We start from the raw sequence: 23755 nt of genomic DNA, 5'->3' as shown, positions 1-23755 counted from the left end.
CCAATTTCGGATTAGAGTATGATTTTTAAATAAATCTTACCAACGATAGTGTGCGAATGCTTTGTTAGCTTCCGCCATTTTGTGCATATCTTCACGTTTCTTAACTGAAGCACCAGTATTGTTTGATGCATCAAGAATTTCGTTAGCTAAGCGTTCTTCCATCGTTTTTTCTCCACGAAGACGTGAATAGTTTACTAAGTAGCGAAGACCTAGAGTTGAACGACGGTCTGGACGTACTTCAACCGGTACTTGGTAGTTTGCACCACCAACACGACGAGCACGTACTTCAAGAACTGGCATTACATTGTTTAATGCAGCTTCAAATACTTCTAAAGCATCTTTACCAGAACGTTCTTTTACAAGATCAAACGCTCCGTATAGGATTTTTTGAGAAGTACCTCTTTTACCATCAATCATCATTTTGTTGATTAAACGAGTTACTAGTTTCGAATTATAAATTGGATCTGGTAACACGTCACGTTTGGAAACAGGACCTTTACGAGGCATGTGTTTTCCTCCTTTCGACGAATGTCTAATTATAAATTATTTAGAAAATTATTTTTTAACTTTCGGGCGTTTTGCACCGTATAAAGAACGGCTTTGCATACGACCATTAACTCCAGCTGTATCAAGAGCACCACGTACGATATGATAACGTACCCCTGGTAAGTCTTTTACACGTCCTCCGCGGATAAGTACAACACTATGTTCTTGTAGGTTGTGACCTTCTCCTGGAATATAAGCAGTAACCTCTAACGTATTTGTTAAACGTACACGCGCATATTTACGAAGTGCTGAGTTCGGTTTCTTCGGCGTCATAGTACCAACACGAGTACAAACCCCACGCTTTTGAGGCGAGTTTAGATTTGTAGCAGATTTTTTAAAGCTGTTATAGCCTTTTCCTAATGCTGGAGACTTTGAGTTCGTGATATTGGATTTACGAGGCTTACGTACCAATTGGTTAATTGTAGGCATCGATTATTCCTCCCTTCATTTGTTCTTGTTAATACCACACATCCAGGTGGTTCATTTTTTGGGTAAAAACAAAGTCTTTGTGTTTTACACAAAAACTGTTACACAGTAAGAGCTACTACTGAAGCACCTAAGCGCATTCCACAAGCTTTACCAAGATCTATTTTAGACTCTACGTAGTAAATAAGAACATTGTTTTCTTGTGCTGTTGATCGCGCTAGATCAATAATTCTTTCCTCTACATCAAGTGCAATATAAACTTCTTTGACAAGCCCTTTTTTCATTGCTTTTACTGCTTGCTTTGTACCTATGATTGTTTTTTTTGCTTGTTTCACTTTTTCATAAGACATTTTCATATCCTCCAAAGCTACAAGTCAGATAACTATCAACCTTAAATATATTATCACTCTTAGAAAAGACTGTCAACACTAATCATAAAAATATTAGGGAGAACTTCAATGAGATTTCTCCCTAATATTTATTTTTTATTCAGCGCTTACTGCTTCTTTTCCTTTATCTGCTTTATTACTAGTAATTTGAATTTGACGATATCGTTGCATACCTGTTCCTGCTGGAACTAGTTTACCAATGATTACGTTCTCTTTTAATCCTAGTAATTCATCACGTTTTCCTTTAATCGCTGCATCCGTTAGAACACGAGTCGTTTCTTGGAATGACGCTGCAGATAAGAATGATTCTGTTTCAAGTGAAGCTTTCGTAATACCAAGAATTACTGGGCGACAAGTTGCAGGTATTTTACCTTGCAATACTGCGTCTTTATTCGCTTCAGCAAATTGATGAATATCAAGCAGTGATCCTGGAAGTAATTCCGTTTCACCAGCTTCAATAACACGAATTTTACGAAGCATTTGACGAACCATTACTTCGATGTGTTTATCACCGATTTCTACCCCTTGCATACGATAAACTTTTTGTACTTCTTTTAATAAATACTCTTGAACAGTAGAAACATCTTTTACTTTCAATAATTCTTTTGGATCGATAGAACCTTCCGTTAATACCTGTCCACGGTGAATTGTATCGTTCACTTGAACTTTTATACGTGCATTATATGGAGCTAAGTATTTACGAGTTTCTACGTTACCTTGAATCGTAATCTCTTTTTGACCCTCTCTAATTTCATCAATTTCAGTTACTATACCTGTAATTTCTGAAATAACAGCTTGCCCTTTTGGATTACGAGCCTCGAATATCTCTTGGATACGTGGAAGACCTTGTGTAATATCGTCTCCAGCAACCCCACCTGTATGGAATGTACGCATCGTTAACTGTGTACCTGGTTCTCCGATTGATTGTGCCGCAATAATACCAACGGCTTCCCCAACCTCAACAGTATCTCCAGTTGCAAGATTTAGACCGTAACATTTTTTACATACACCGTGTTTTGTATTACATGTAAACGCTGAACGGATTGTTAATTCATTAATGCCAGCTTCTTCAATGATTCGCGCTACATCTTGAGTTATTAATCCATCTTTTGCAAGAATTAATTCATTAGTAGTTGGATGGAAGATTGTTTTCTTCGTATGACGACCGACAATACGTTCACCAAACTCTTCAATAACTTCTGTGCCTTCCATTAATGAACCGATTAGTAGTCCTCGATCTGTTCCGCAATCATCTTCTCTAACAATAACATCTTGAGCAACATCAACAAGACGACGCGTTAAGTAACCTGAATCGGCAGTTTTAAGTGCAGTATCCGCAAGTCCTTTACGAGCACCATGAGTTGAGATGAAGTATTCAAGAACTGTTAAACCTTCACGGAATGATGATTTGATTGGAAGTTCGATAATTCGTCCAGCCGGGTTGGCCATCAGTCCGCGCATACCTGCAAGTTGAGTAAAGTTAGATGCATTACCACGGGCACCTGAATCACTCATCATGAAAATAGGGTTTGAATTATCAAGAGACTTCATCAGTTTATCTTGAATAACTTCTTTTGCTCTAGTCCAATGACCGATTACGCTCGCATAACGCTCTTCTTCCGTGATTAGACCACGGCGGAATTGTTTTATAACTTTATCTACTTTTCCTTGTGTTTCTTCTAATATTTCACCTTTGTCTGGAAGTACGACGATATCAGAAATACCAATTGTAATACCAGCTTTAGTAGAATATTTAAATCCAAGTGCTTTCATGCGGTCAAGCATTTTCGACGTTTCTGTAATATGGAAACGTTTAAATACTTCGGCAATAATATTTCCAAGGATTTTTTTCTTAAATGGTTGAACAAGATCCATTGCTTCAATATGTTTCTTAATATCTGTAGTTGTAGAAACAAAATAATTTGAAGGAGTCTCAATTTGTAAATTGAAGTCCGTTGGTTCGTTAATATAAGGGAACGTCTCTGGAAGTATTTCATTGAAAATTACTTTACCAACAGTCGTTGTTAATAACATCTTGTTTTGTTCTTCTGTAAATGTTTGGTTTTTAAGTGATGATGCAGCAATTGCAATACGTGAATGCAAATGTACATGACCAGTGTTGTAAGCAATTAGTACCTCTTCTGGACCGTAGAAAGTAGAACCTTCTCCTGTTGCACCTTTACGCTCAAGTGTTAAGTAATAGTTTCCTAAAACCATATCTTGAGATGGTGTAACAACTGGTTTTCCATCTTTCGGGTTCAAAATGTTTTGTGCCGCAAGCATTAGTAAACGAGCTTCCGCTTGCGCTTCTGCTGATAAAGGAACGTGAACAGCCATTTGGTCACCATCAAAGTCAGCGTTATAAGCTGTACATACAAGAGGGTGAAGACGAATTGCACGACCTTCTACTAATGTTGGTTCGAAAGCTTGAATACCAAGACGGTGAAGAGTAGGTGCGCGGTTTAATAAAACCGGATGCTCCTTAATGACATCTTCTAATACATCCCATACTTCAGCATGCATACGTTCGATTTTACGTTTCGCACTCTTAATATTGTGAGCTAACCCACGTTCAACTAATTCTTTCATTACAAATGGCTTGAATAATTCAATAGCCATCTCTTTTGGAAGACCACATTGATACATTTTTAAGTTTGGACCTACTACGATAACGGAACGACCAGAATAGTCTACACGTTTACCAAGTAAGTTTTGACGGAAACGACCTTGTTTCCCTTTTAGCATATGAGAAAGTGATTTCAATGGACGGTTACCAGGACCTGTAACAGGACGACCACGACGACCATTATCTATCAAAGCATCAACCGCTTCTTGTAACATACGCTTTTCATTTTGTACGATAATACTTGGAGCACCTAAGTCTAGTAAACGTTTTAAACGATTATTACGGTTAATAACACGACGATACAAATCGTTTAAGTCAGATGTAGCAAATCGTCCACCATCTAATTGAACCATTGGTCGCAATTCTGGAGGAATTACCGGAAGAACATCTAAGATCATCCAATCTGGTTTGTTTCCTGAATTACGGAAAGATTCTACTACTTCTAATCGTTTTATAGCACGTGTACGACGTTGACCTTGTGCAGTTTTTAACTCTTCTTTCAAACTTTCTGTTTCACTCTCTAAATCAAGTTCTTGAAGTAGACGTTTAATCGCTTCTGCACCCATAGCAGCTTGGAACTTTGTACCAAACTTATCACGGTATGCACGATATTCTTTTTCAGAAAGTAATTGTTTCTTTTCAAGTGGTGTATCCGCTGGTTCTATTACTACATAAGAAGCAAAGTAAATTACTTCTTCAAGAGATCTTGGAGACATATCCAAAATTAGACCCATACGACTTGGAATACCTTTAAAATACCAAATATGTGAAACTGGTGCTGCTAATTCGATATGACCCATACGTTCACGACGTACTTTTGCACGTGTTACTTCTACTCCACATCGATCACATACTACACCTTTATAACGAACTCGTTTGTATTTACCACAGTGACATTCCCAGTCTTTAGTTGGACCAAAAATACGCTCACAGAATAAACCATCTTTTTCAGGCTTTAGTGTTCGGTAGTTAATTGTTTCAGGTTTTTTGACTTCCCCGTAAGACCAAGAACGGATTTTATCAGGTGAAGCTAAACCAATTTTCATATACTCAAAATTATTAACATCTATCAAGGAGCCTACCTCCCTTTAGTCTTGTGTCTTTTAAAAGACTTTCCAAGTAGCTCTGCATTATGCAATTTTATACGGAAATACGGACAGGCATCACCTGTCCGATTTCTCTTTACTTCTTATTCCACTATTCCTACTGGTTCCTCTTCATTCGCTTGTGGCAAAATTCCAAGTGCGTCAGCTGCTGGAATATCATCATCTTCATCTAGATCGCGAAGTTCAATTTCTTCTTCGTCAATTGTAAGCATTTTAACATCCATACCTAAACTTTGTAATTCTTTGATCAATACTTTGAATGATTCAGGAACACCTGGTTCTGGTACACTTTCACCCTTAACGATTGCTTCGTACGTTTTCACACGACCCACAACATCATCGGATTTAACAGTTAAAATTTCTTGTAATGTATAAGCAGCACCATAAGCTTCAAGTGCCCATACTTCCATCTCTCCGAAACGTTGTCCACCAAATTGCGCCTTCCCTCCAAGAGGTTGTTGCGTAACTAGTGAATAAGGTCCAGTAGAACGAGCATGTAACTTATCATCAACCATGTGGGCAAGTTTAATCATATACATAACCCCAACTGAAACGCGGTTATCAAACGGTTCACCTGAACGACCGTCATAAAGAATCGTTTTACCATCACGGTTAAGTCCTGCTTCTTCCATCGTATTCCAAACGTCTTCCTCGTTTGCACCATCGAATACTGGTGACGCCATATGAACACCTAGAAGTCTAGAAGCCATACCTAAGTGAAGCTCTAGTACTTGCCCGATATTCATACGAGAAGGTACACCAAGTGGATTTAACATGATATCAACTGGTGTGCCGTCTGGAAGGAATGGCATATCTTCTTCCGGAAGGATACGTGAGATAACCCCTTTGTTACCATGACGTCCGGCCATTTTATCCCCTACAGAGATTTTACGTTTTTGAACGATATAAGCACGAACTAATTGGTTAACGCCTGGAGATAACTCGTCGCCATCTTCACGATTAAATACTTTTACGTCTAATACAATCCCACCTGCACCATGAGGTACACGTAAAGACGTATCACGAACTTCACGAGCTTTTTCACCAAAAATAGCGTGAAGTAAACGTTCTTCAGCAGTTAGTTCTGTAACCCCTTTTGGTGTTACTTTCCCTACTAGGATATCTCCATCACGAACTTCTGCACCGACACGGATAATTCCACGGTCGTCTAAATTACGTAATGCATCTTCTCCAACATTTGGAATATCTCTTGTAATTTCCTCTGGTCCAAGTTTTGTGTCACGTGATTCTGATTCATACTCTTCAATATGCACAGAAGTGTAGACATCATCTTTCACTAAACGCTCACTCATAATTACAGCATCCTCGTAGTTGTATCCATCCCATGTCATAAAGGCTACTAGTACGTTACGACCTAGTGCTAATTCACCTTTTTCCATAGAAGGACCATCTGCAAGAATATCAAGAGGTTTTACACGATCTCCAATTTTCACAATTGGACGTTGATTAATAGATGTACCATGATTAGAACGTTCAAACTTGTGTACTTTATAAGAAGTTAAATCGCCTTTTACTTCATTTCCATCGACTACTTCAATTCGACGAACTCTAATTTCTTTTGCTTCGACATGTTCTACGATTCCGTGATACTTCGCAATTACAGCAGCACCTGAATCACGTGCATTCACATGTTCCATACCCGTTCCAACGAATGGAGCTTCTGGATTTAATAAAGGAACTGCTTGACGTTGCATGTTAGCTCCCATTAGGGCACGGTTCGAGTCATCGTTTTCTAGGAAAGGAATACACGCCGTTGCAGCAGAAACTACTTGTTTTGGAGAAACGTCCATGTAATCAATTTGTTCTTTTCTAAATACAGTGTTATCCCCACGGAAACGACCTACAACTTCTTCTTTTAAGAATGCACCTTCATCTGATAATGGAGAGTTAGCTTGTGCTACCACATAGTTGTCCTCTTCATCAGCTGTTAAATAATCGATGCGTGAAGTCACTAAACCTGTTTCAGGGTCTACACGTCGGTATGGAGTTTCAATAAATCCAAATTTATTTACTTTTGCAAAGCTTGAAAGTGAGTTAATAAGTCCAATATTCGGTCCCTCAGGTGTTTCAATCGGACACATACGACCATAGTGTGAGTAATGAACGTCACGTACTTCGAAACCAGCACGTTCTCGTGTTAAACCACCTGGTCCTAGAGCTGACAAACGACGTTTGTGCGTAAGTTCTGCAAGAGGATTTGTTTGGTCCATGAACTGAGATAATTGTGAGCTACCAAAGAATTCTTTAATAGATGCAATAACCGGACGAATATTGATCAATTGTTGTGGAACAATTGATTGTGTATCGTTAATAGACATTCTTTCACGAACTACACGTTCCATACGAGAAAGACCAATTCGGAACTGATTTTGTAATAGCTCTCCTACTGAACGTAAACGACGGTTTCCTAAATGATCTATATCATCTGTGTTTCCAACGTTATATAAAAGGTTGAAGAAATATCCAACAGAAGAAACAATATCAGCAGGTGTAATGTTTTTAACTTCAGTTTCCACATACGCATTGCTAATTACATTAATCTCTTTTTGTTCTTCTTCATTAGGTGCATAAATTTTAATGGACTGAATGGTAATATCATCTTCTAATACACCACCAACTTGTGACAATGTTTTAAAACCAATTCCATTCTCTAAATGAGGAATTAGTCGATCTAATACTCGTCGATCGATAAGAGTACCTGCTTCAACTAAAATCTCACCTGTTTCAGGATCCACTAGCGTTTCTGCTATCGTTTGGTTGAATAAACGATTCTTTATATGCAACTTTTTATTCATTTTGTAGCGACCAACATTCGCTAAATCATAGCGTTTTGGGTCAAAAAAGCGAGAGTATAGCAAGCTCTTTGCACTTTCAACTGTCGGTGGTTCACCTGGACGTAAACGCTCATAGATTTCAAGTAACGCTTTTTCAGACGTTTCAGTGTTATCTTTTTCAAGCGTATTACGTAAGTATTCATTATCACCAATTAAATCAATGATTTCTTGATCTGATCCAAAGCCTAATGCGCGAAGTAAAACAGTAACCGGTAATTTACGAGTGCGATCGATTCGAACATATACGACATCTTTAGCGTCTATTTCATATTCTAACCACGCACCACGATTTGGAATAACTGTAGCTCCAAAGCCTTTTTTACCATTTTTGTCTGTTTTGTCATGGAAGTAAACACTTGGTGAACGGACTAACTGAGATACGATAACGCGCTCAGCACCATTGATTACGAAAGTACCTGTTTCTGTCATCAGTGGGAAATCACCCATGAATACATCTTGTTCTTTCACTTCGTCCGTTTCTTTGTTGTGGAGACGTACTTTTACGCGTAATGGTGCAGCGTATGTTGCGTCACGTTCTTTTGATTCGTCGACGGAATATTTCGGTTCATTCAAACTATAGTCGACAAATTCAAGTGATAGATTGCCTGTAAAGTCCTCGATTGGTGAAATATCTTTAAACATTTCACGTAAACCTTCTTCAAGGAACCATTCGTAAGATGCTGTTTGAATTTCGATTAGATTCGGAAGTTCAAGCACCTCACTAATACGCGCAAAACTTCTGCGTTGGCGGTGTTGTCCGTACTGAACTAGTTGACCTGTCAACTCATTCACCCCTCAATAAAGCGATAATAGGTCTTTCCCATATCAACAAATTAGTGTATGATATCGAAAAGACAAAAAGAAAACGAGTTCTAAATAAGAGCTCATTTTTAAATAACCAAACTTTTCTTTCGGCCAGTATACCCTTATTTATTTCCTTTATTCAAAAAGGCATACGTCCTCAAAATAATATTTTTGCATTTTATTATAATATCATAGCGATTTTGTCAAGTCAATCTTTTGTAGCTTTTAAAATCCAGTAACCTTTTACTTTTTCTACTATTTCCACTTGACCAAAAATCTCTTCTAAATAGCTAAAAGTAGATGGTGCCCCTTGTTTCTTTTGAATCACAACCCACAATTCTCCCTTTGAAACCAAATTTTCATGAGATTCCTTGTAAAAACGAAAAATAGTTTCTTTTCCAGCGCGAATCGGTGGATTAGTTAATATAGCCGCAAAGTTTGCAGTCTGAACCGCTGACAACCCATCACTTTCATAGATTCGTACATTTTGTATCCCGTTAGCAGCAGCATTTTTTTCTGCAAGTTGGATAGCACGTGTGTTAACATCTACTAAATGAACTGTTCTTCTATCATTTGCTTTCGCAATAGACAGACCAATCGGACCGTATCCACAACCTATATCTAAAAAATCTCCTTCTAGTTCAGGTGTTTCAAAAGCATCGATTAATACACGGGAGCCAAAATCTACTTCGCTCTTACTAAACACACCAGCATCTGTTTCAAATCGAAAGTCATTTCCAAGTAAAGTAAAATTCCAGTGACGTGGCTTACTTTCCGTTTGAGGTTTTCTAGAGTAATAGTGATCAGACACCGAATAACCCTCCATAATACATACGAAGAAAAGCCCGTCGTTAAATGACGAGCTTTTTTCTTCGAACTGTACAAAAATTACTTAACTTCTACGTTAGCGCCAACTTCTTCAAGTTGAGCTTTAATAGCTTCAGCGTCTTCTTTAGATACGCCTTCTTTAAGTGGTTTTGGTGCGTTATCTACTACTTCTTTAGCTTCTTTTAAGCCAAGACCAGTGATTTCACGAACAACTTTGATTACTTTAATTTTTTGATCTCCAGCAGAAGCAAGGATTACATCAAATTCAGTTTGCTCTTCAGCTGCAGCAGCACCGCCACCTGCAACCATTGCTACTGGAGCAGCAGCTGTTACACCAAATTCTTCTTCGATTGCTTTTACTAAGTCGTTTAATTCAAGAACTGTCATTTCTTTGATAGCTTCTAAGATTGCGTCTTTATTCATTTTATTTTCCTCCTATAATGGATATTTTTAGGCTATTCGCCCTTTTTTAATTGTTAGGTCGCGTAATAAATTATGCGCCTTGTTCTTCTTTTTGTTCTGCAACAGCTTTTGTTGCAAGCGCGAAGTTGCGCATTGGAGCTTGAAGTACTGAAAGAAGCATAGATAGAAGACCTTCGCGTGATGGAAGTTCGGCTAATGCTTTCACATCTTCAGCAGATGCTACTGTACCTTCGATGATACCAGCTTTAATTTCAAGATGTTCGTTCTTTTTAGCAAAATCATTAATGATTTTTGCAGGTGCAACTACATCTTCGTTTGAAAATGCTACTGCGTTTGGTCCAACAAGGTGTTCGTTGATTCCATCCACACCAGCAACTTCAGTCGCACGGCGTGTAAGAGAGTTTTTGTAAACTTTGAATTCCACACCAGCTTCACGAAGTTGTTTACGTAGTTCAGTTACTTGCGAAACATTTAAACCACGGTAGTCAACTACTACTACTGAAGCAGCAGCTTTAAACTTTTCTGCAATGTCTTGAACTTGCACTTTTTTTGTTTCGATTGCTTTGTTCATTTTGGCACCTCCTATAAGAATTGGCCATTTATACCGACAAAAGAAAAGCCTCTGATCTACGGATAGACACAGAGGCAGAAAGTCATCATCTTAAGAAGAATCTGAATTTGCTTGTCCTCGGTAGGATATTAAGTGACATTTCACTCCTACTGTCTTCGGTACAAATGTATATTTCACAACAAAAGTCATCTTAACAGATAGACTTTTAGTTGTCAATTATTATTTTACTGATTGAACATCAACTTTTACAGCTGGTCCCATAGTAGTTGTTACATTTACAGACTTCATGTAAATACCTTTTGAAGCAGCAGGTTTTGCTTTTTGAACTACTTCAAATACTGCCATGAAGTTTTCTACTAATTTGTCGTCTTCGAAAGAAACTTTACCGATAGGAGCATGAATAATACCAGCTTTTTCAGCACGGTATTCTACTTTACCAGCTTTAATTTCTTCAACTGCTTTAGTTACGTCAAATGTAACTGTACCAGTTTTCGGGTTTGGCATTAAGCCTTTTGGTCCAAGTACACGACCGATTTTACCAACTTCACCCATCATATCTGGAGTCGCTACGATAACATCGAAATCGAACCATCCTTGTTGGATTTTATTGATATACTCAACATCACCTGCATAGTCTGCACCTGCAGCTTCTGCTTCTTTTAATTTTTCGCCTTTAGCGAATACTAATACGCGTTGAGTTTTACCAGTTCCGTTTGGAAGCACAACTGCCCCACGGATTTGTTGGTCATTTTTACGAGTATCGATTCCTAAACGGAAAGCAACTTCTACAGTTGCATCGAAATTAACTGTGCTAGTTTTTTTAGCAAGTTCGATTGCTTCTTTAACTGAGTATACCGCGTTGCGGTCAACTAGTTTTGAAGCCTCTTGAATTTTTTTACCTTTGTTAGCCATTTAAAATGTCCTCCTTGATAGTGGTTTTAGCGGAATAAACCTCCCACGTGTAAAGGTTGTAGTTATTCTAAGGAACAACTACAACCTTCCAAAAAACAAATGCATTATATTAAAATGCACATTAAATATTAGTCTTCGATTGTAATACCCATGCTACGTGCAGTACCTTCAACCATCAACATAGCTGCTTCAACAGACGCTGCATTTAAATCTGGCATTTTTTGTTCTGCGATTTCGCGAACTTTATCACGTTTCACTTTTGCCACTTTTACGCGGTTTGGTTCACCTGATCCAGATTGAATACCTGCTGCTACTTTAAGTAACACTGCTGCCGGCGGAGTTTTTGTAATGAAAGTAAATGAACGATCTTCAAATACAGAAATTTCAACCGGAATGATTAGACCTGCTTGATCTGCAGTACGTGCGTTGAACTCCTTACAGAATCCCATGATATTAACACCCGCTTGTCCTAATGCAGGACCAACCGGTGGCGCTGGGTTTGCTTTACCAGCAGGAATTTGTAATTTAACAACTTTAATCACTTTTTTAGCCACGAGACACACCTCCTTAAGTCCGTGATGTGGTAATTGGGTTGCCCCTCCCACTCAAATATCTGTCTCTCAGCAAATTGCTGAAAACATTATAAAATTTCATGCAGACTGATTTTCAGTCTGACCTTTGAAATGATACCACTTTTTTCAACCTTTAGCAAGTAACTAATAAAATTATATTTTCGTTACTTGATCAAAATCTAATTCCATATTTGTTTCTCGACCAAACATATCTACAGAAACAGTTACTTTGCCTTTAGCAGAGTCAATTACTTCTACTTTTCCTTGGAAATGAGCAAATGGTCCTTCTAATACTTCAACCAATTCGCCTACTGCGAAGTCTACCTCTACTCTTGCTTCATTGCCACCCATTTGTTTCAACATAGATTGTACTTCCTCTGGAGCTAAAGGTGTTGGTTTTGTTCCTCCACCTGAAGAACCAAGAAAGCCAGTTACCCCTGGTGTATTTCTCACAACATACCAAGCGTCATCTGTCATAATCAGTTCGACGAATACGTACCCAGGGAAAGTTTTTCTCGAAACGACACGTTTTTTTCCATCTTTAAAATCTGTTTCTTCTTGTTCAGGGATATATACTCGGAAAATTTTATCTGACATTCCCATTGTTTCTACACGCTTTTCTAAGTTCGCTTTTACTTTATTTTCATACCCAGAGTAAGTATGAACGACATACCAATTTTTTTCCATAGCTATAGGACAGATCGTCCTTCCCTCCTTTTCTTAGACAAATGAAAAAACCCGTTCGTTTTGTAAGACGGGCTATTTTCAAAAAATATTTACATGATGCATTTTATAAATCTAAATACCAACGGAAAAGTTGAGAAATTCCTAAATCCACCAAAGCAAAGAATACAGCCATAACTATCACTGTTGCAAGCACAACTACTGTATATCTTGTAAGCTCTTTTTTTCTAGGCCAACTTACTTTTCTCATTTCGGACATTACGTTTTTAAAGAATCCACCAACATTAGCCATCTTAGCTAAACCTCCACATGGAAAATCTATCTTACTTACATACTCACAATGTTTGTTTGTGAAGTGTATGTGCGTTACAATGCGTACAGTATTTTTTTCTTTCTATACGAATAGATGCGCTCTCTTTAGATGTATTAACCGTATAATTTCGGTGACCACATTGTGCACAGCTCAAGACAATTTTCTTTGTCATTTTCTCACCTTTTTGGCGTCTAAGTCTTTTTCAAGATTATCATTTTACATAAACGGTGTCAACAAAATCCCAGGGTTTATACATAATTACTACCAATCTCCATATATCGCTCTAATTTTCGTTTCACTCTTTGAAGCGCATTATCAATTGATTTCACATGTCTGTTCAACTCTTCAGAAATCTCTTGATAAGACTGACCATCTAGATAAAGCACAAGCACTTGTTGCTCTAATTCACTTAAAATCTCAGACATTTTACCTTCCATATAATTATAATCTTCTCGATTAATAATTAACTCTTCTGGGTCGTCTATTACTGATCCAGCGATCATATCCATCAAAGTTCGATCAGATTCTTCATCATAGATAGGTTTATCTAACGAAACATATGAGTTTAGAGGAATATGTTTTTGTCGAGTTGCAGTTTTAATAGCCGTAATAATTTGTCGAGTAATACATAACTCAGCAAACGCTCGGAAAGAAGATAGTTTTTCTTCCTTAAAATCACGGATTGCTTTATATAACCCAATCATGCCTTCTTGGTGAATATCTTCTCGGTCGGCTCCAATTAAAAAATAGGATCTCCCTTTCATTCGAACGAATGAACGATACTTCGTTATTAAATAATCTAGTGCTTCAGTGTTCCCTTGATGAACCATCTCTACAAGTTCCTCATCTTGTAAACTATCCAATTGTTGTAGATTATGTTCGATCTTTTCCATGAAGTCACCTCTGCAAGTTTACGATAGTTATATCAAGTATACAGGATGAAAATTTATCCAGTCAATCCATCATTTTATTCCTCTTCGCCATTTTTCGAAAATTTCTGCAACTTCATCTGTTAAATGTATTTTTGACGTTGGCTTGTTTTCTTGGATATTCCTCACCTTTTTCGTAATATTCGATGAAATAGAAGCCATTTCAATTTCAAATTCTCTGGCAGATTTTCGTAATGCACCTTGTCCAAAAACAACTCTTTGCTCTGTCATATCCGAGGTTGCTACATGAATTTGAACTCTTCTCCCATTTAACTCTTGCGTGAGCTTTTCAATACGTTCATCCGCAGTCTCATTTTCACGAGTAAATATTATCTCTACATCATTTTGCTTCTGTTTATTCTCTATTCCTGGTACTAGATGTGCATCAAACACCACAATCACTCGCGTACCTGTAAATGCTTTATATTCTGCCATTAGTTCAATCAATCGGTCTCTAGCGTCTAATAATTTTTCTTTTTTTAATAGCCTTAATTCATTCCATGCGCCGATAATATTATAACCATCGACAAGTAGAATCTGCATCTTTCTATCCTTTAAGCGGACGTCTGACACGCAATACTTCGTATAAAAGTATAGCCGTAGCAACAGACGCATTCAAACTTGTCACATGACCGACCATCGGCAAATGGTATAAGAAGTCACACTTATCTTTTAATAAACGCCCCATTCCTTTTCCTTCACTACCAATGATAAGTGCTAGCGGAAGTGTTGCATCCATATTTCGATAGTCAGTTGATTTTGTTGCATCTGTTCCTGCAACCCAAACACCCCGCGCTTTTAACTCATCAACTGTTTGCGCTAAGTTGCCTGCACGATACACAGGTATATGCTCTATAGCACCTGTAGAAGCTTTTGCCACCACTGCCGTTAGCCCTACTGCACGTCTCTTTGGAATAATAATACCGTGAGCACCAACTGCGTCTGCAGTCCGCATAATGGAACCAAGATTATGCGGATCTTCAATTTCATCTAAAATAATAAAAAGTGGATCCTCTTTTTTACTAGCTGCCAGTTCAAATAAATCATCTAGTTCTGCATAACGATAAGCAGCTACTGAAGCAACGATCCCTTGATGATTTGCATCTGTTAAGTTATCCAACTTCTTCTTCGGAACAAATTGAACGATAATTCCTGCTTCTTTTGCTAATTGAATAATTTCATTGATACCGCTCTTTTGTACACCTTCCGCAATCCACACCTTGTTCATATCTCTACCCGAACGTAAAGCTTCTACTACTGGGTTTTTTCCTGCAATTATTTCACCCGTTTGTTCTGTTTGTTCTGTCATTATTTTTTCTCCCCTTTCTGTCCGTCAATAAATTTAATAGAGAATTGAAGCAACTCCTGTAATCGTTCCTTTTGCTCACTTAAATATAGACTTCCTACTACCGCTTCAAACGCTGTACTATAATGGTATGTTTGAACATCTGTATTTTTGGGTACAGTACCAGACTTTGCATTTCTACCTCTTCTTAATACCGCCTCTTCTTCTTCAGTTAGAAAATTAGTGTTTAACAATTCTCTAACAATTGTGGCTTGTGCTTTTGCAGATACATATTTTGTAGCTTCTCTATGCAAAATATTAGGTTTTACACGACCTGAACGAATGAGATGCTCTCGAACAACTTGTTCGAATACAGCATCTCCCATATACGCTAAAGCCAAAGAGTTTAATTGCTTTACATCAGATAGTTTAAAATCACCCACAAGTTTATCCTCTTTTCCATCGGATACCTTGTGCAGTATCTTCTAAAATAATATTCATTTCTTTTAATTGGTCTCTAATTTCATCTGCGCGTGCAAAGTTACGATCCTTTCTCGCTTGGTTACGCTCTTCAATCAAAGCATCGATCTCTTCATCCAACACTTCTTTTTCTTGTCTAAGCGTAAGCCCTAATACGGACGTTAACTCATCAAATACAGAAAGAAATTGCTTTAACACTTTTTCGGAAGTTTGTTTTTCAAGCAAATACGTATTTGCAAGCTTGGATAGTTCAAACACTGCTGCAATTCCGTTAGCTGTATTGAAATCATCATCCATCGCAACAATAAATTGCTCTTTCACTTCTCCGATTTTATATAGCCAAGTATCATGATGATCTCCTAAATCAGCAGTTGCATCTAAGCGATGTAACACATTTGCATAAGAAGTGCGAATTCGTTCAAGACCAGCTTCTGCTTGTTCTACTAGATCCCCAGAGTAGTTAATTGGGTGACGGTAGTGGACACTCAACATGAACAATCTTAAAACTTGCGGATCAATTTGTTTACGAATATCGTTTACTAACACAAAATTGCCAAGTGATTTTGACATCTTTTCATTATCAATATTAATATAGCCATTATGCATCCAATATCTCGCAAAAGTTTTTCCAGTTCTCGCTTCTGATTGAGCAATTTCATTTTCATGGTGAGGAAAAGTTAAGTCTTGACCTCCTGCATGTATATCAATTGTATCTCCAAGAATTTCACGAGCCATTACTGAACATTCAATATGCCAACCCGGACGTCCTTGACCCCATGGACTCTCCCAGAAAATCTCTCCCGGCTTTGCTGCTTTCCACAATGCAAAATCTAGTGCGTCTTCTTTCTTTTCACCAGTTTCGATACGGGCACCAACTTTTAAATCATCCACTGATTGATGTGAAAGCTTACCATAACCCTCGAACTTTCTCGTTCGGTAATATACATCTCCTTGAGATTCATAAGCATATCCTTTTTCTTCCAAAACCTTTATAAAATCAATAATTTCTTGCATATGATCAGTTACACGAGGATGTGAATCTGCTCTGTTGCAACCTAGTGCTTCTACATCTGCAAAGTAAGCGTTGATGAAACGTTCTGTTAAATCAGAAACATCTTCACCAAGCTCATTTGCAGCTTTAATAATTTTATCGTCTACATCTGTAAAGTTGGATACATACGTCACATCATATCCACGGTACTGTAAATACTTTCTTACTGTGTCGTATACGATCACAGGACGAGCATTACCAATGTGAATATAGTTGTAGACAGTTGGCCCACAAACGTACATTTTCACTTTTCCCTCTTCCATTGGCACAAAGGGTTCTTTTTCACGTTTTAAAGTATTAAAAATTTGAATCGCCATATTTATTTATCTCCTTTTCTTTTATAAGCTTATTTATTTCTTCCTGTAACTCATTAATTTCATTTTCCATCTTTTTACATCTATCTGCAAAAGGATCAGGTAAATCTTGATGGTTTAGATTCCTCTTCACTTTTACACCATCTTGGATAACAACAACTCCTGGAATACCAACAACCGTTGAGTTAATCGGAACATCTTTTAATACGACTGACCCTGCACCAACTTTACTATTTTCTCCAATTGTAATGGATCCTAAAACTTTTGCACCTGTTGCTACCAGCACATTATTAGCAAGGGTAGGATGTCTTTTCCCTTTTTCTTTCCCTGTCCCTCCCAATGTAACTCCTTGATAAATTGTACAATCTTCTCCGATTTCACAAGTTTCTCCGATGACTACACCCATTCCGTGGTCAATGAAAAATCGTCTGCCTATTTTAGCACCTGGATGGATTTCAATTCCTGTGAAAAAACGGCTAATTTGCGAGATAACACGTGCAAGGAAAAATAATTTCTTTTTATAAAAAGCATGCGCAATTCGGTGACTCCATATAGCATGTAAACCTGAGTACGTTAACACTACTTCTAGCATACTTGTTGCAGCAGGATCCTGTTCAAACACAACAGCTATATCTTCCTTCATTCGCTCAAACATCCGTCTTTCACTCCTTTTTAAAAAATAGGCTCTATTAAGCGATAATGTTGTTAAAGATGAAAATCCACTCGCTTTCCGCAGGGCGAGCGACGAGTCGCCGCCTATCGCACAAATTAACAAAAATTAACAAAACAACATTTAATCTTTACATGGTTTGAATGTTCGGCATATTGATCAAAATAGCTATCCATGAAATTGATTCACTCTTATAAAAAACAACCTAATTTAACAGAACCAAAAAATAAAAAAGCGCCTCTGTCTATGTGTATAGACAGAGACGCTTTGGGCGCGGTTCCACTCTGATTGAAAAGGCAAATAATACACCCTTTCCACTTCGCATCTTTAACGCAGATGATACGTCCAGCCTACTTGTATGTTCGGCATGGCACTCTGAGGTGCATTTCGGTAACCCATTGGTTCAGACCACTTTCAGCCGGTGATGGTCCTCTCTAAAGAACTTGCGTTACTTACTTCTCCTCTTCCTAGCTTTTTATAGCTTCCAAATTGGAATTTGTATCCTCATTTTCACACCTAATAAGCGGAAAGTCAATCTTATTGTTTTGCGAATTTAGCCACTCGAGCAATTACTTTTTCTTTGCCAATAAGACTAATAGCATCTGCTAACTCAGGTCCATGTGTTTGACCAGTTGTCACTACACGGATTGGCATGAATAGATTTTTCCCTTTATGACCTGTTTCTTTTTGAACTGCTTTTATCGCTGCTTTGATATCAGTCGCTTCAAATGTTTCTAGAGATTCTAATTGTGTTTTAAACGATGCCATTACTTCAGGAACTTGCTCACCTGCTAATACTTCTGCTGCTTCTTCAGTATATGCAATCTCGTGATCAAAGAACTGAGAAGATAATTCAACGATTTCAGCCCCGTAGCTCATTTGATCATGATAAAGAGCTATCAACTTTGTAGCCCATTCATGCTCATCCACAGTTAATTCTGTTGGAAGAAGTTCTGCCTTTTGCAGATGAGGAAGTGCAAGTTCAACCACTTTCTCAATCGGTAACTGTTTAATGTATTGATTGTTCATCCATGTTAACTTTTGTTTATCAAACATAGACGGTGATTTAGATAAACGATTTACATCAAAGATATTAATGAATTCCTCTTTCGAGAAAATTTCATCTTCTCCTTCTGGTGACCACCCTAAAAGAGCAAAGAAGTTGAACATCGCTTCTGGCAAATAACCAAGATCTTTATATTGAGTGACAAATTGAATAATGGACTCATCACGTTTTGATAGCTTTTTACGACTTTCATTAATGATTAATGTCATATGTCCGTATTTTGGATAATCCCATCCAAATGCGTCAAATACCATTAATTGTTTTGGCGTGTTAGATAAATGCTCTTCCCCACGGAATACATGTGAAATTTTCATAAAATAATCATCTAATACTACTGCATAGTTATATGTTGGAATTCCATTAGCTTTTACAAGTACCCAATCTCCCACATCTTTCGATTCAAATGTAACTGATCCACGAACCAAATCATCAAATGTATACGTTACATTTTCAGGTACACGCATGCGAATTGTAAATGGTATACCTGCATTTTCTTTAGCTTGTACTTCGTCAACTGATAAATGACGGCATTTACCGTTATACATAGGAGCGGCTACTCCATTTGCCTTTTGAACTTCACGATCTGCCTCTAGTTCCTCCGAAGTACAGAAGCATTTATAGGCATGTCCTTTTTCTAGCATTTCTTCTGCATGTTTTGTATAAATATCTAGACGCTCCATTTGGCGATACGGTGCATAAGGTCCTCCGATATCCACGGACTCATCATATTCAATGCCTAACCACTTCAAATTTTCAAGCTGTGATATTTCGCCGCCTTCCACATTACGTTCAATATCAGTATCTTCAATACGAACGATAAACTTTCCGTTATGATGACGTGCAAACAAATAATTAAATAATGCTGTACGCGCCCCTCCAATATGTAAAAACCCTGTTGGACTTGGTGCGTATCGTACACGAACTTCTTGTGTCATTGTAATATCCTCCTAGTTTTCGAACGTAATCAAATTCGCCTTGGCATACTTGCGTCCAGATCTTGTATCGAGCCTGCTCGATGAATCCCTTTCACCGGAGGCTTAAACTTTATTTATTCTACCATTGCTAACATGTTTTTTAAAGTTAGTCTTTCTTCACAAGTAATATTGTTGCCATGGAAGCAATTCCTTCTTCTCGACCTGTAAATCCTAACTTTTCAGTAGTTGTTGCTTTTACGTTCACTTGCGATACATCCGCTTGAAGTAATTCTGCTACTCGCGCACGAATCACTTCAATATGTGGAGCCATTTTTGGCTTTTGCGCAATAACCGTACAATCGATATTCCCTAATTTGTAACCACGTGCATCCACTAGTTTCCATATATGTTCTAGTAATTTCGCCGAATCCGCATCTTTAAAATCTGGATCTGTATCTGGGAAATGTCTCCCAATATCTCCTTCTCCAATTGCGCCTAGTGCTGCGTCTGTAATAGTATGGAGCAATACGTCCGCATCCGAATGTCCAATTAGCCCTCTCTCATAAGGAATCGTAACTCCTCCTATAATTAACGGACGATTATCCGCAAATTCATGCACATCAAATCCTTGACCAATTCGCATCATATTATTGTTCCCCCTGCTTAAGTTTATTTAATATTACTTCTCCAAAGAGAAGATCTTCCTTTGTCGTCATCTTTACATTATCATACGTACTTTCCACTATGTGAACTTGCTCTCCTAAACGTTCGACAAGCATCGCTTCATCCGTACCCAAAAATGCTTCTTCTTCCGCAATACGCTCTGCTTTTTCTAATAGTTCAAATTGAAAAGCTTGTGGTGTTTGAATAATCCACAAACTTTCACGATCTACCGTTTCTTGAATTATACCGTTCTCTACTTTTTTCATCGTATCTTTTGCACGAACTGCGGCTACCGCAGCTCCCGATTCCATAGCAGTTTGAACAAGTTGGTGTATGACTTCCTGTTTTATAAAAGGTCTTGCTGCATCATGCACAAGTACAATCCCTTTGTCAGGAGAACATTTTAAACAAGCATATACACTATGCTGCCTTTCTGCTCCACCTTCAGTAATTGCAACAACTTTCGTAATATGATGTTTTAATAACAATTGCTCAATAAATGTTTTCTCTTCTTTTTTTACAGCTAATACAATGTGTTTACACTTCGAATCTTGCTCAAAGACTCTCAAAGTATGTATTATTATTGGAATTTGTCTCAACTCTAAAAAAAGCTTATTTTGACCTGCTCCCATGCGTTTTCCACTACCTGCGGCAGGTAATAGTACCGTATACATCTTATACCTTCTCCTCCTGTAAGCAAAAGAAAAAGGTTGTTCCTACAAAACCCTAGGAAACAACCCCATCCATTACTTTGAGTCTTGTGGTTTAGCGAAAATCATTCGACCTGCAGAAGTTTGAAGAACACTTGTAACTTCTACATTAATTGCTTGCCCAATATATGATTTTCCACCTTCAACAACAATCATCGTTCCATCATCTAAGTAAGCGACACCTTGGTTGTGCTCTTTACCATCTTTAATAACGACTACATGCATTATTTCCCCGGGAATAACGACTGGCTTTACAGCGTTTGCAAGATCATTAATGTTAAGAACCCGCACTTGATGAAGATCACAAACTTTATTTAAGTTGAAATCATTCGTCACTACAATTCCATTCATTTTTTTCGCTAAACGCATAAGCTTTAAGTCGACTTCTTGTATGTCTTCAAAGTCTTCTTCCACTATCAATACAGCTGAAGTACGTTCCGTCTGTAATGTTTTTAACACATCTAGACCACGACGTCCTCTTGTTCTTTTCAATGTATCAGAAGAATCTGCAATATGTTGTAATTCTGTTAGAACAAACTGAGGAACTACTAATACCCCTTCCATAAAACCAGTTTGTGAAATATCAGCAATTCGCCCATCTATAATGACACTTGTATCAAGAAGTTTATAGGTACCTAAACTTAGGCCCTCCTCTTCTTCTACACTTTTTTTCTTTTGCCCCGGCTGTTTGGAGGTAGTAAAAACTTGTAGTAACTCATCCCGTTTTTTAAAGCCTACTTGAAAACCTAAATAACCAAGCACAATAGATAATAAAACTGGAACTACTGATCCGATACCAGGAATCACTATATTATTTATAGCTGTTCCAAGTAAAAATGCAACAATTAATCCTATGACAAGCCCTATTGTACCAAAAAGCAAATCACCTATAGGTGCCTTTAAGAGCCGTTCTTCCATCCATCGAATAAAGTTAATTAGATAGTCTGTTAAAAAAAACGCCGCAATATACAGAATGATCGCACCAATAATAACAGACACATAAGGATTTTGAATCCATGGGTTATCGGATAAATTAAAAAATTCATATAAGTGCGGTAAAAAAATTAACCCTAATGTACCTCCTATTAAAATGAATGCAATTTGAATAATCCATTTTAACAAACACTCCACCTCCATTTATTTACCATTTATTATACCGCCTAATCTCTTTATACGTCTATTTTGTCTAACAGGAGTAACTCGCTACTCCTGTTAGTTATATTAAACGCACAAATAAAACAACATTACTTAAAAGCTTCTTTCATCGCATCATTTACTGTTTCTACCCCAATCACTTGAATACCTTTAGGATAGTCCCACCCCCCTAAATTAGAGGCAGGTACAACCGCTCGTTTAAATCCTAATTTAGCTGCTTCTAGCACTCGTTGTTCAATTCTTGATACTCTTCTCACTTCACCAGTTAGTCCAACTTCACCTACAAAACAATCAGTAGGTGTGACCCCTGTGTCACGGAAACTAGATACGATACTTACTAGGACGGCTAAATCGATAGCAGGTTCGTCTAATTTAACTCCACCTGCAACTTTTATATAAGCATCTTGCGTTTGTAAGAGTAATCCCATACGTTTTTCTAGTACGGCCATGAGTAAGGAAACTCTATTTTGATCGAGTCCTGTTGCCATTCGTTTTGGATAATTAAAACTTGATTGTGTAACAAGTGCTTGAATTTCAACTAAAATAGGTCTCGTCCCTTCCATCGAAGCCACAATGGCTGAACCAGCCGCTCCATGTGAACGCTCTTGTAAAAATAGTTCAGAAGGATTCAATACTTCTTTTAAGCCTTGTTGTACCATCTCAAAAATAGCAATTTCATTTGTTGAACCAAATCTATTTTTCTGCGACCTTAAAATTCGGTACGTATGATGGCGTTCACCTTCAAAATATAAAACTGTATCTACCATATGTTCGAGTAAACGAGGACCAGCAATCTGCCCTTCTTTCGTTACATGCCCTACTAAAAAGATTGCTATATTTTTTGTTTTCGCAATACGCATTAGTTCAGCTGTACATTCTCGAACTTGAGATACACTTCCAGGAGCGCTTGTCACTTCTGGATGATGTACCGTTTGAATGGAATCGACGATGACAAATCTAGGCTCTACACTATCAATTGTTTCATTGATTAATTCTAAATTGGTTTCGGAATAGATATATAGTTCACCAGAAGTTACACCTAAACGCTCCGCACGAAGCTTCGTCTGTCTAATTGACTCCTCACCAGAAATATATAAAACTCGCTCTCCTTTATTTGCTAGTAGTGCAGAAACTTGTAACAGTAAAGTTGACTTTCCGATACCCGGATCTCCACCGATTAATATTAGGGATCCAGGCACAATACCACCGCCAAGTACTCGATTCAACTCCATGAGTTCCGTTTCTACGCGTGGTTCATCAACTGTTTCCACTGCAACAATTGGTGTTGCTTTTTGGGCTACTCCCGTAGAATGTTGGAATGATCGTTTCGGTCCTTTCGAAACAACCTCCATCTCTTCTACCATCGTATTCCATTCTCCACAACCAGGACATCTTCCCATCCATTTTGCGGACTCATAACCACATGAATTACACATAAACTTCGTTTTTCGTTTCGCCATTTT

24 protein-coding genes and 2 other annotated features are annotated in these 23755 nt (G+C 37.8%); all 24 genes read right to left on the bottom strand.

Features of this window, described 5'->3' with window-relative positions; genetic code table 11:
- Positions 1-36: 36 nt before the first annotated feature.
- Positions 37-507, bottom strand: a complete 471-nt coding sequence (rpsG, locus tag ACFVR1_RS13045) for a 30S ribosomal protein S7 (RefSeq protein WP_053591310.1) — start codon at positions 505-507, stop codon at positions 37-39.
- Positions 508-555: 48 nt separating this feature from the next.
- Positions 556-975, bottom strand: coding sequence for a 30S ribosomal protein S12 (gene rpsL / locus ACFVR1_RS13040; RefSeq protein ID WP_387584581.1), 420 nt, complete (start codon positions 973-975; stop codon positions 556-558).
- A gap of 98 nt (positions 976-1073) precedes the next feature.
- Positions 1074-1322 (bottom strand): ribosomal L7Ae/L30e/S12e/Gadd45 family protein, encoded by a 249-nt coding sequence (locus ACFVR1_RS13035; RefSeq protein WP_387584580.1) that lies wholly within the window; start codon positions 1320-1322, stop codon positions 1074-1076.
- A gap of 135 nt (positions 1323-1457) precedes the next feature.
- Complete coding sequence (gene rpoC / locus ACFVR1_RS13030) at positions 1458-5060, bottom strand: DNA-directed RNA polymerase subunit beta' (protein WP_387584579.1); 3603 nt, start codon at positions 5058-5060, stop codon at positions 1458-1460.
- 116 nt (positions 5061-5176) lie between these two features.
- Positions 5177-8731, bottom strand: coding sequence for a DNA-directed RNA polymerase subunit beta (rpoB, locus tag ACFVR1_RS13025; protein ID WP_387584577.1), 3555 nt, complete (start codon positions 8729-8731; stop codon positions 5177-5179).
- A gap of 229 nt (positions 8732-8960) precedes the next feature.
- Positions 8961-9563 (bottom strand): class I SAM-dependent methyltransferase, encoded by a 603-nt coding sequence (locus ACFVR1_RS13020; protein ID WP_387584575.1) that lies wholly within the window; start codon positions 9561-9563, stop codon positions 8961-8963.
- Between the two features lie 77 nt (positions 9564-9640).
- Positions 9641-10003, bottom strand: a complete 363-nt coding sequence (rplL, locus tag ACFVR1_RS13015; protein WP_387584574.1) for a 50S ribosomal protein L7/L12 — start codon at positions 10001-10003, stop codon at positions 9641-9643.
- Positions 10004-10073: 70 nt separating this feature from the next.
- Positions 10074-10574: a 50S ribosomal protein L10 gene (rplJ, locus tag ACFVR1_RS13010; protein WP_387584572.1), complete on the bottom strand. Its 501-nt coding sequence runs from the start codon at positions 10572-10574 to the stop codon at positions 10074-10076.
- 32 nt (positions 10575-10606) lie between these two features.
- Positions 10607-10751 (bottom strand) — a sequence feature (ribosomal protein L10 leader region).
- Positions 10752-10793: 42 nt separating this feature from the next.
- Positions 10794-11486, bottom strand: coding sequence for a 50S ribosomal protein L1 (gene rplA, locus ACFVR1_RS13005; RefSeq protein WP_387584571.1), 693 nt, complete (start codon positions 11484-11486; stop codon positions 10794-10796).
- A 128-nt stretch (positions 11487-11614) separates the two neighbouring features.
- Positions 11615-12040 (bottom strand): 50S ribosomal protein L11, encoded by a 426-nt coding sequence (rplK, locus tag ACFVR1_RS13000; protein ID WP_151701748.1) that lies wholly within the window; start codon positions 12038-12040, stop codon positions 11615-11617.
- Positions 12041-12211: 171 nt separating this feature from the next.
- On the bottom strand, positions 12212-12745 hold the full coding sequence (nusG, locus tag ACFVR1_RS12995) for a transcription termination/antitermination protein NusG (protein WP_387584569.1): 534 nt from the start codon (positions 12743-12745) through the stop codon (positions 12212-12214).
- Positions 12746-12848: 103 nt separating this feature from the next.
- A complete protein-coding gene (secE, locus tag ACFVR1_RS12990; protein ID WP_387584568.1) occupies positions 12849-13034 on the bottom strand; it encodes a preprotein translocase subunit SecE in 186 nt (61 codons plus the stop codon).
- Between the two features lie 43 nt (positions 13035-13077).
- Positions 13078-13227: a 50S ribosomal protein L33 gene (rpmG, locus tag ACFVR1_RS12985; protein ID WP_387584566.1), complete on the bottom strand. Its 150-nt coding sequence runs from the start codon at positions 13225-13227 to the stop codon at positions 13078-13080.
- A 76-nt stretch (positions 13228-13303) separates the two neighbouring features.
- Positions 13304-13948, bottom strand: coding sequence for an RNA polymerase sporulation sigma factor SigH (sigH, locus tag ACFVR1_RS12980; protein WP_387584565.1), 645 nt, complete (start codon positions 13946-13948; stop codon positions 13304-13306).
- A 69-nt stretch (positions 13949-14017) separates the two neighbouring features.
- On the bottom strand, positions 14018-14527 hold the full coding sequence (locus ACFVR1_RS12975) for an NYN domain-containing protein (RefSeq protein WP_387584563.1): 510 nt from the start codon (positions 14525-14527) through the stop codon (positions 14018-14020).
- A 4-nt stretch (positions 14528-14531) separates the two neighbouring features.
- Positions 14532-15293 (bottom strand): 23S rRNA (guanosine(2251)-2'-O)-methyltransferase RlmB, encoded by a 762-nt coding sequence (gene rlmB, locus ACFVR1_RS12970; protein ID WP_387584562.1) that lies wholly within the window; start codon positions 15291-15293, stop codon positions 14532-14534.
- Positions 15293-15712: a Mini-ribonuclease 3 gene (locus ACFVR1_RS12965; protein ID WP_387584560.1), complete on the bottom strand. Its 420-nt coding sequence runs from the start codon at positions 15710-15712 to the stop codon at positions 15293-15295. The genes rlmB and ACFVR1_RS12965 overlap by 1 nt, the downstream gene beginning before the upstream one ends.
- A gap of 4 nt (positions 15713-15716) precedes the next feature.
- Entirely contained in the window at positions 15717-17117 is a 1401-nt protein-coding gene (cysS, locus tag ACFVR1_RS12960) for a cysteine--tRNA ligase (RefSeq protein ID WP_387584558.1), read from the bottom strand.
- Positions 17098-17889 (bottom strand): serine O-acetyltransferase, encoded by a 792-nt coding sequence (gene cysE / locus ACFVR1_RS12955; protein WP_387584557.1) that lies wholly within the window; start codon positions 17887-17889, stop codon positions 17098-17100. Before cysE ends, cysS begins: the two co-directional genes overlap by 20 nt.
- Before the next feature lie 150 nt (positions 17890-18039).
- Positions 18040-18262, bottom strand: a binding site (T-box leader).
- Positions 18263-18321: 59 nt separating this feature from the next.
- Entirely contained in the window at positions 18322-19785 is a 1464-nt protein-coding gene (gltX, locus tag ACFVR1_RS12950) for a glutamate--tRNA ligase (RefSeq protein WP_387584555.1), read from the bottom strand.
- 145 nt (positions 19786-19930) lie between these two features.
- Positions 19931-20410, bottom strand: a complete 480-nt coding sequence (gene ispF / locus ACFVR1_RS12945) for a 2-C-methyl-D-erythritol 2,4-cyclodiphosphate synthase (RefSeq protein WP_387584554.1) — start codon at positions 20408-20410, stop codon at positions 19931-19933.
- 1 nt (position 20411) lies between these two features.
- Entirely contained in the window at positions 20412-21101 is a 690-nt protein-coding gene (gene ispD / locus ACFVR1_RS12940) for a 2-C-methyl-D-erythritol 4-phosphate cytidylyltransferase (RefSeq protein ID WP_387584553.1), read from the bottom strand.
- A gap of 72 nt (positions 21102-21173) precedes the next feature.
- Positions 21174-22259, bottom strand: coding sequence for a PIN/TRAM domain-containing protein (locus ACFVR1_RS12935; protein ID WP_387584552.1), 1086 nt, complete (start codon positions 22257-22259; stop codon positions 21174-21176).
- A gap of 122 nt (positions 22260-22381) precedes the next feature.
- Entirely contained in the window at positions 22382-23752 is a 1371-nt protein-coding gene (radA, locus tag ACFVR1_RS12930; RefSeq protein ID WP_387584551.1) for a DNA repair protein RadA, read from the bottom strand.
- Positions 23753-23755 lie beyond the last annotated feature (3 nt).

The sequence above is a fragment of the Psychrobacillus sp. NPDC058041 genome (genome assembly GCF_042885655.1).
Classification (GTDB): Bacteria; Bacillota; Bacilli; order Bacillales_A; family Planococcaceae; genus Psychrobacillus.
This window is presented reverse-complemented; position numbering and strand designations above follow the sequence as displayed.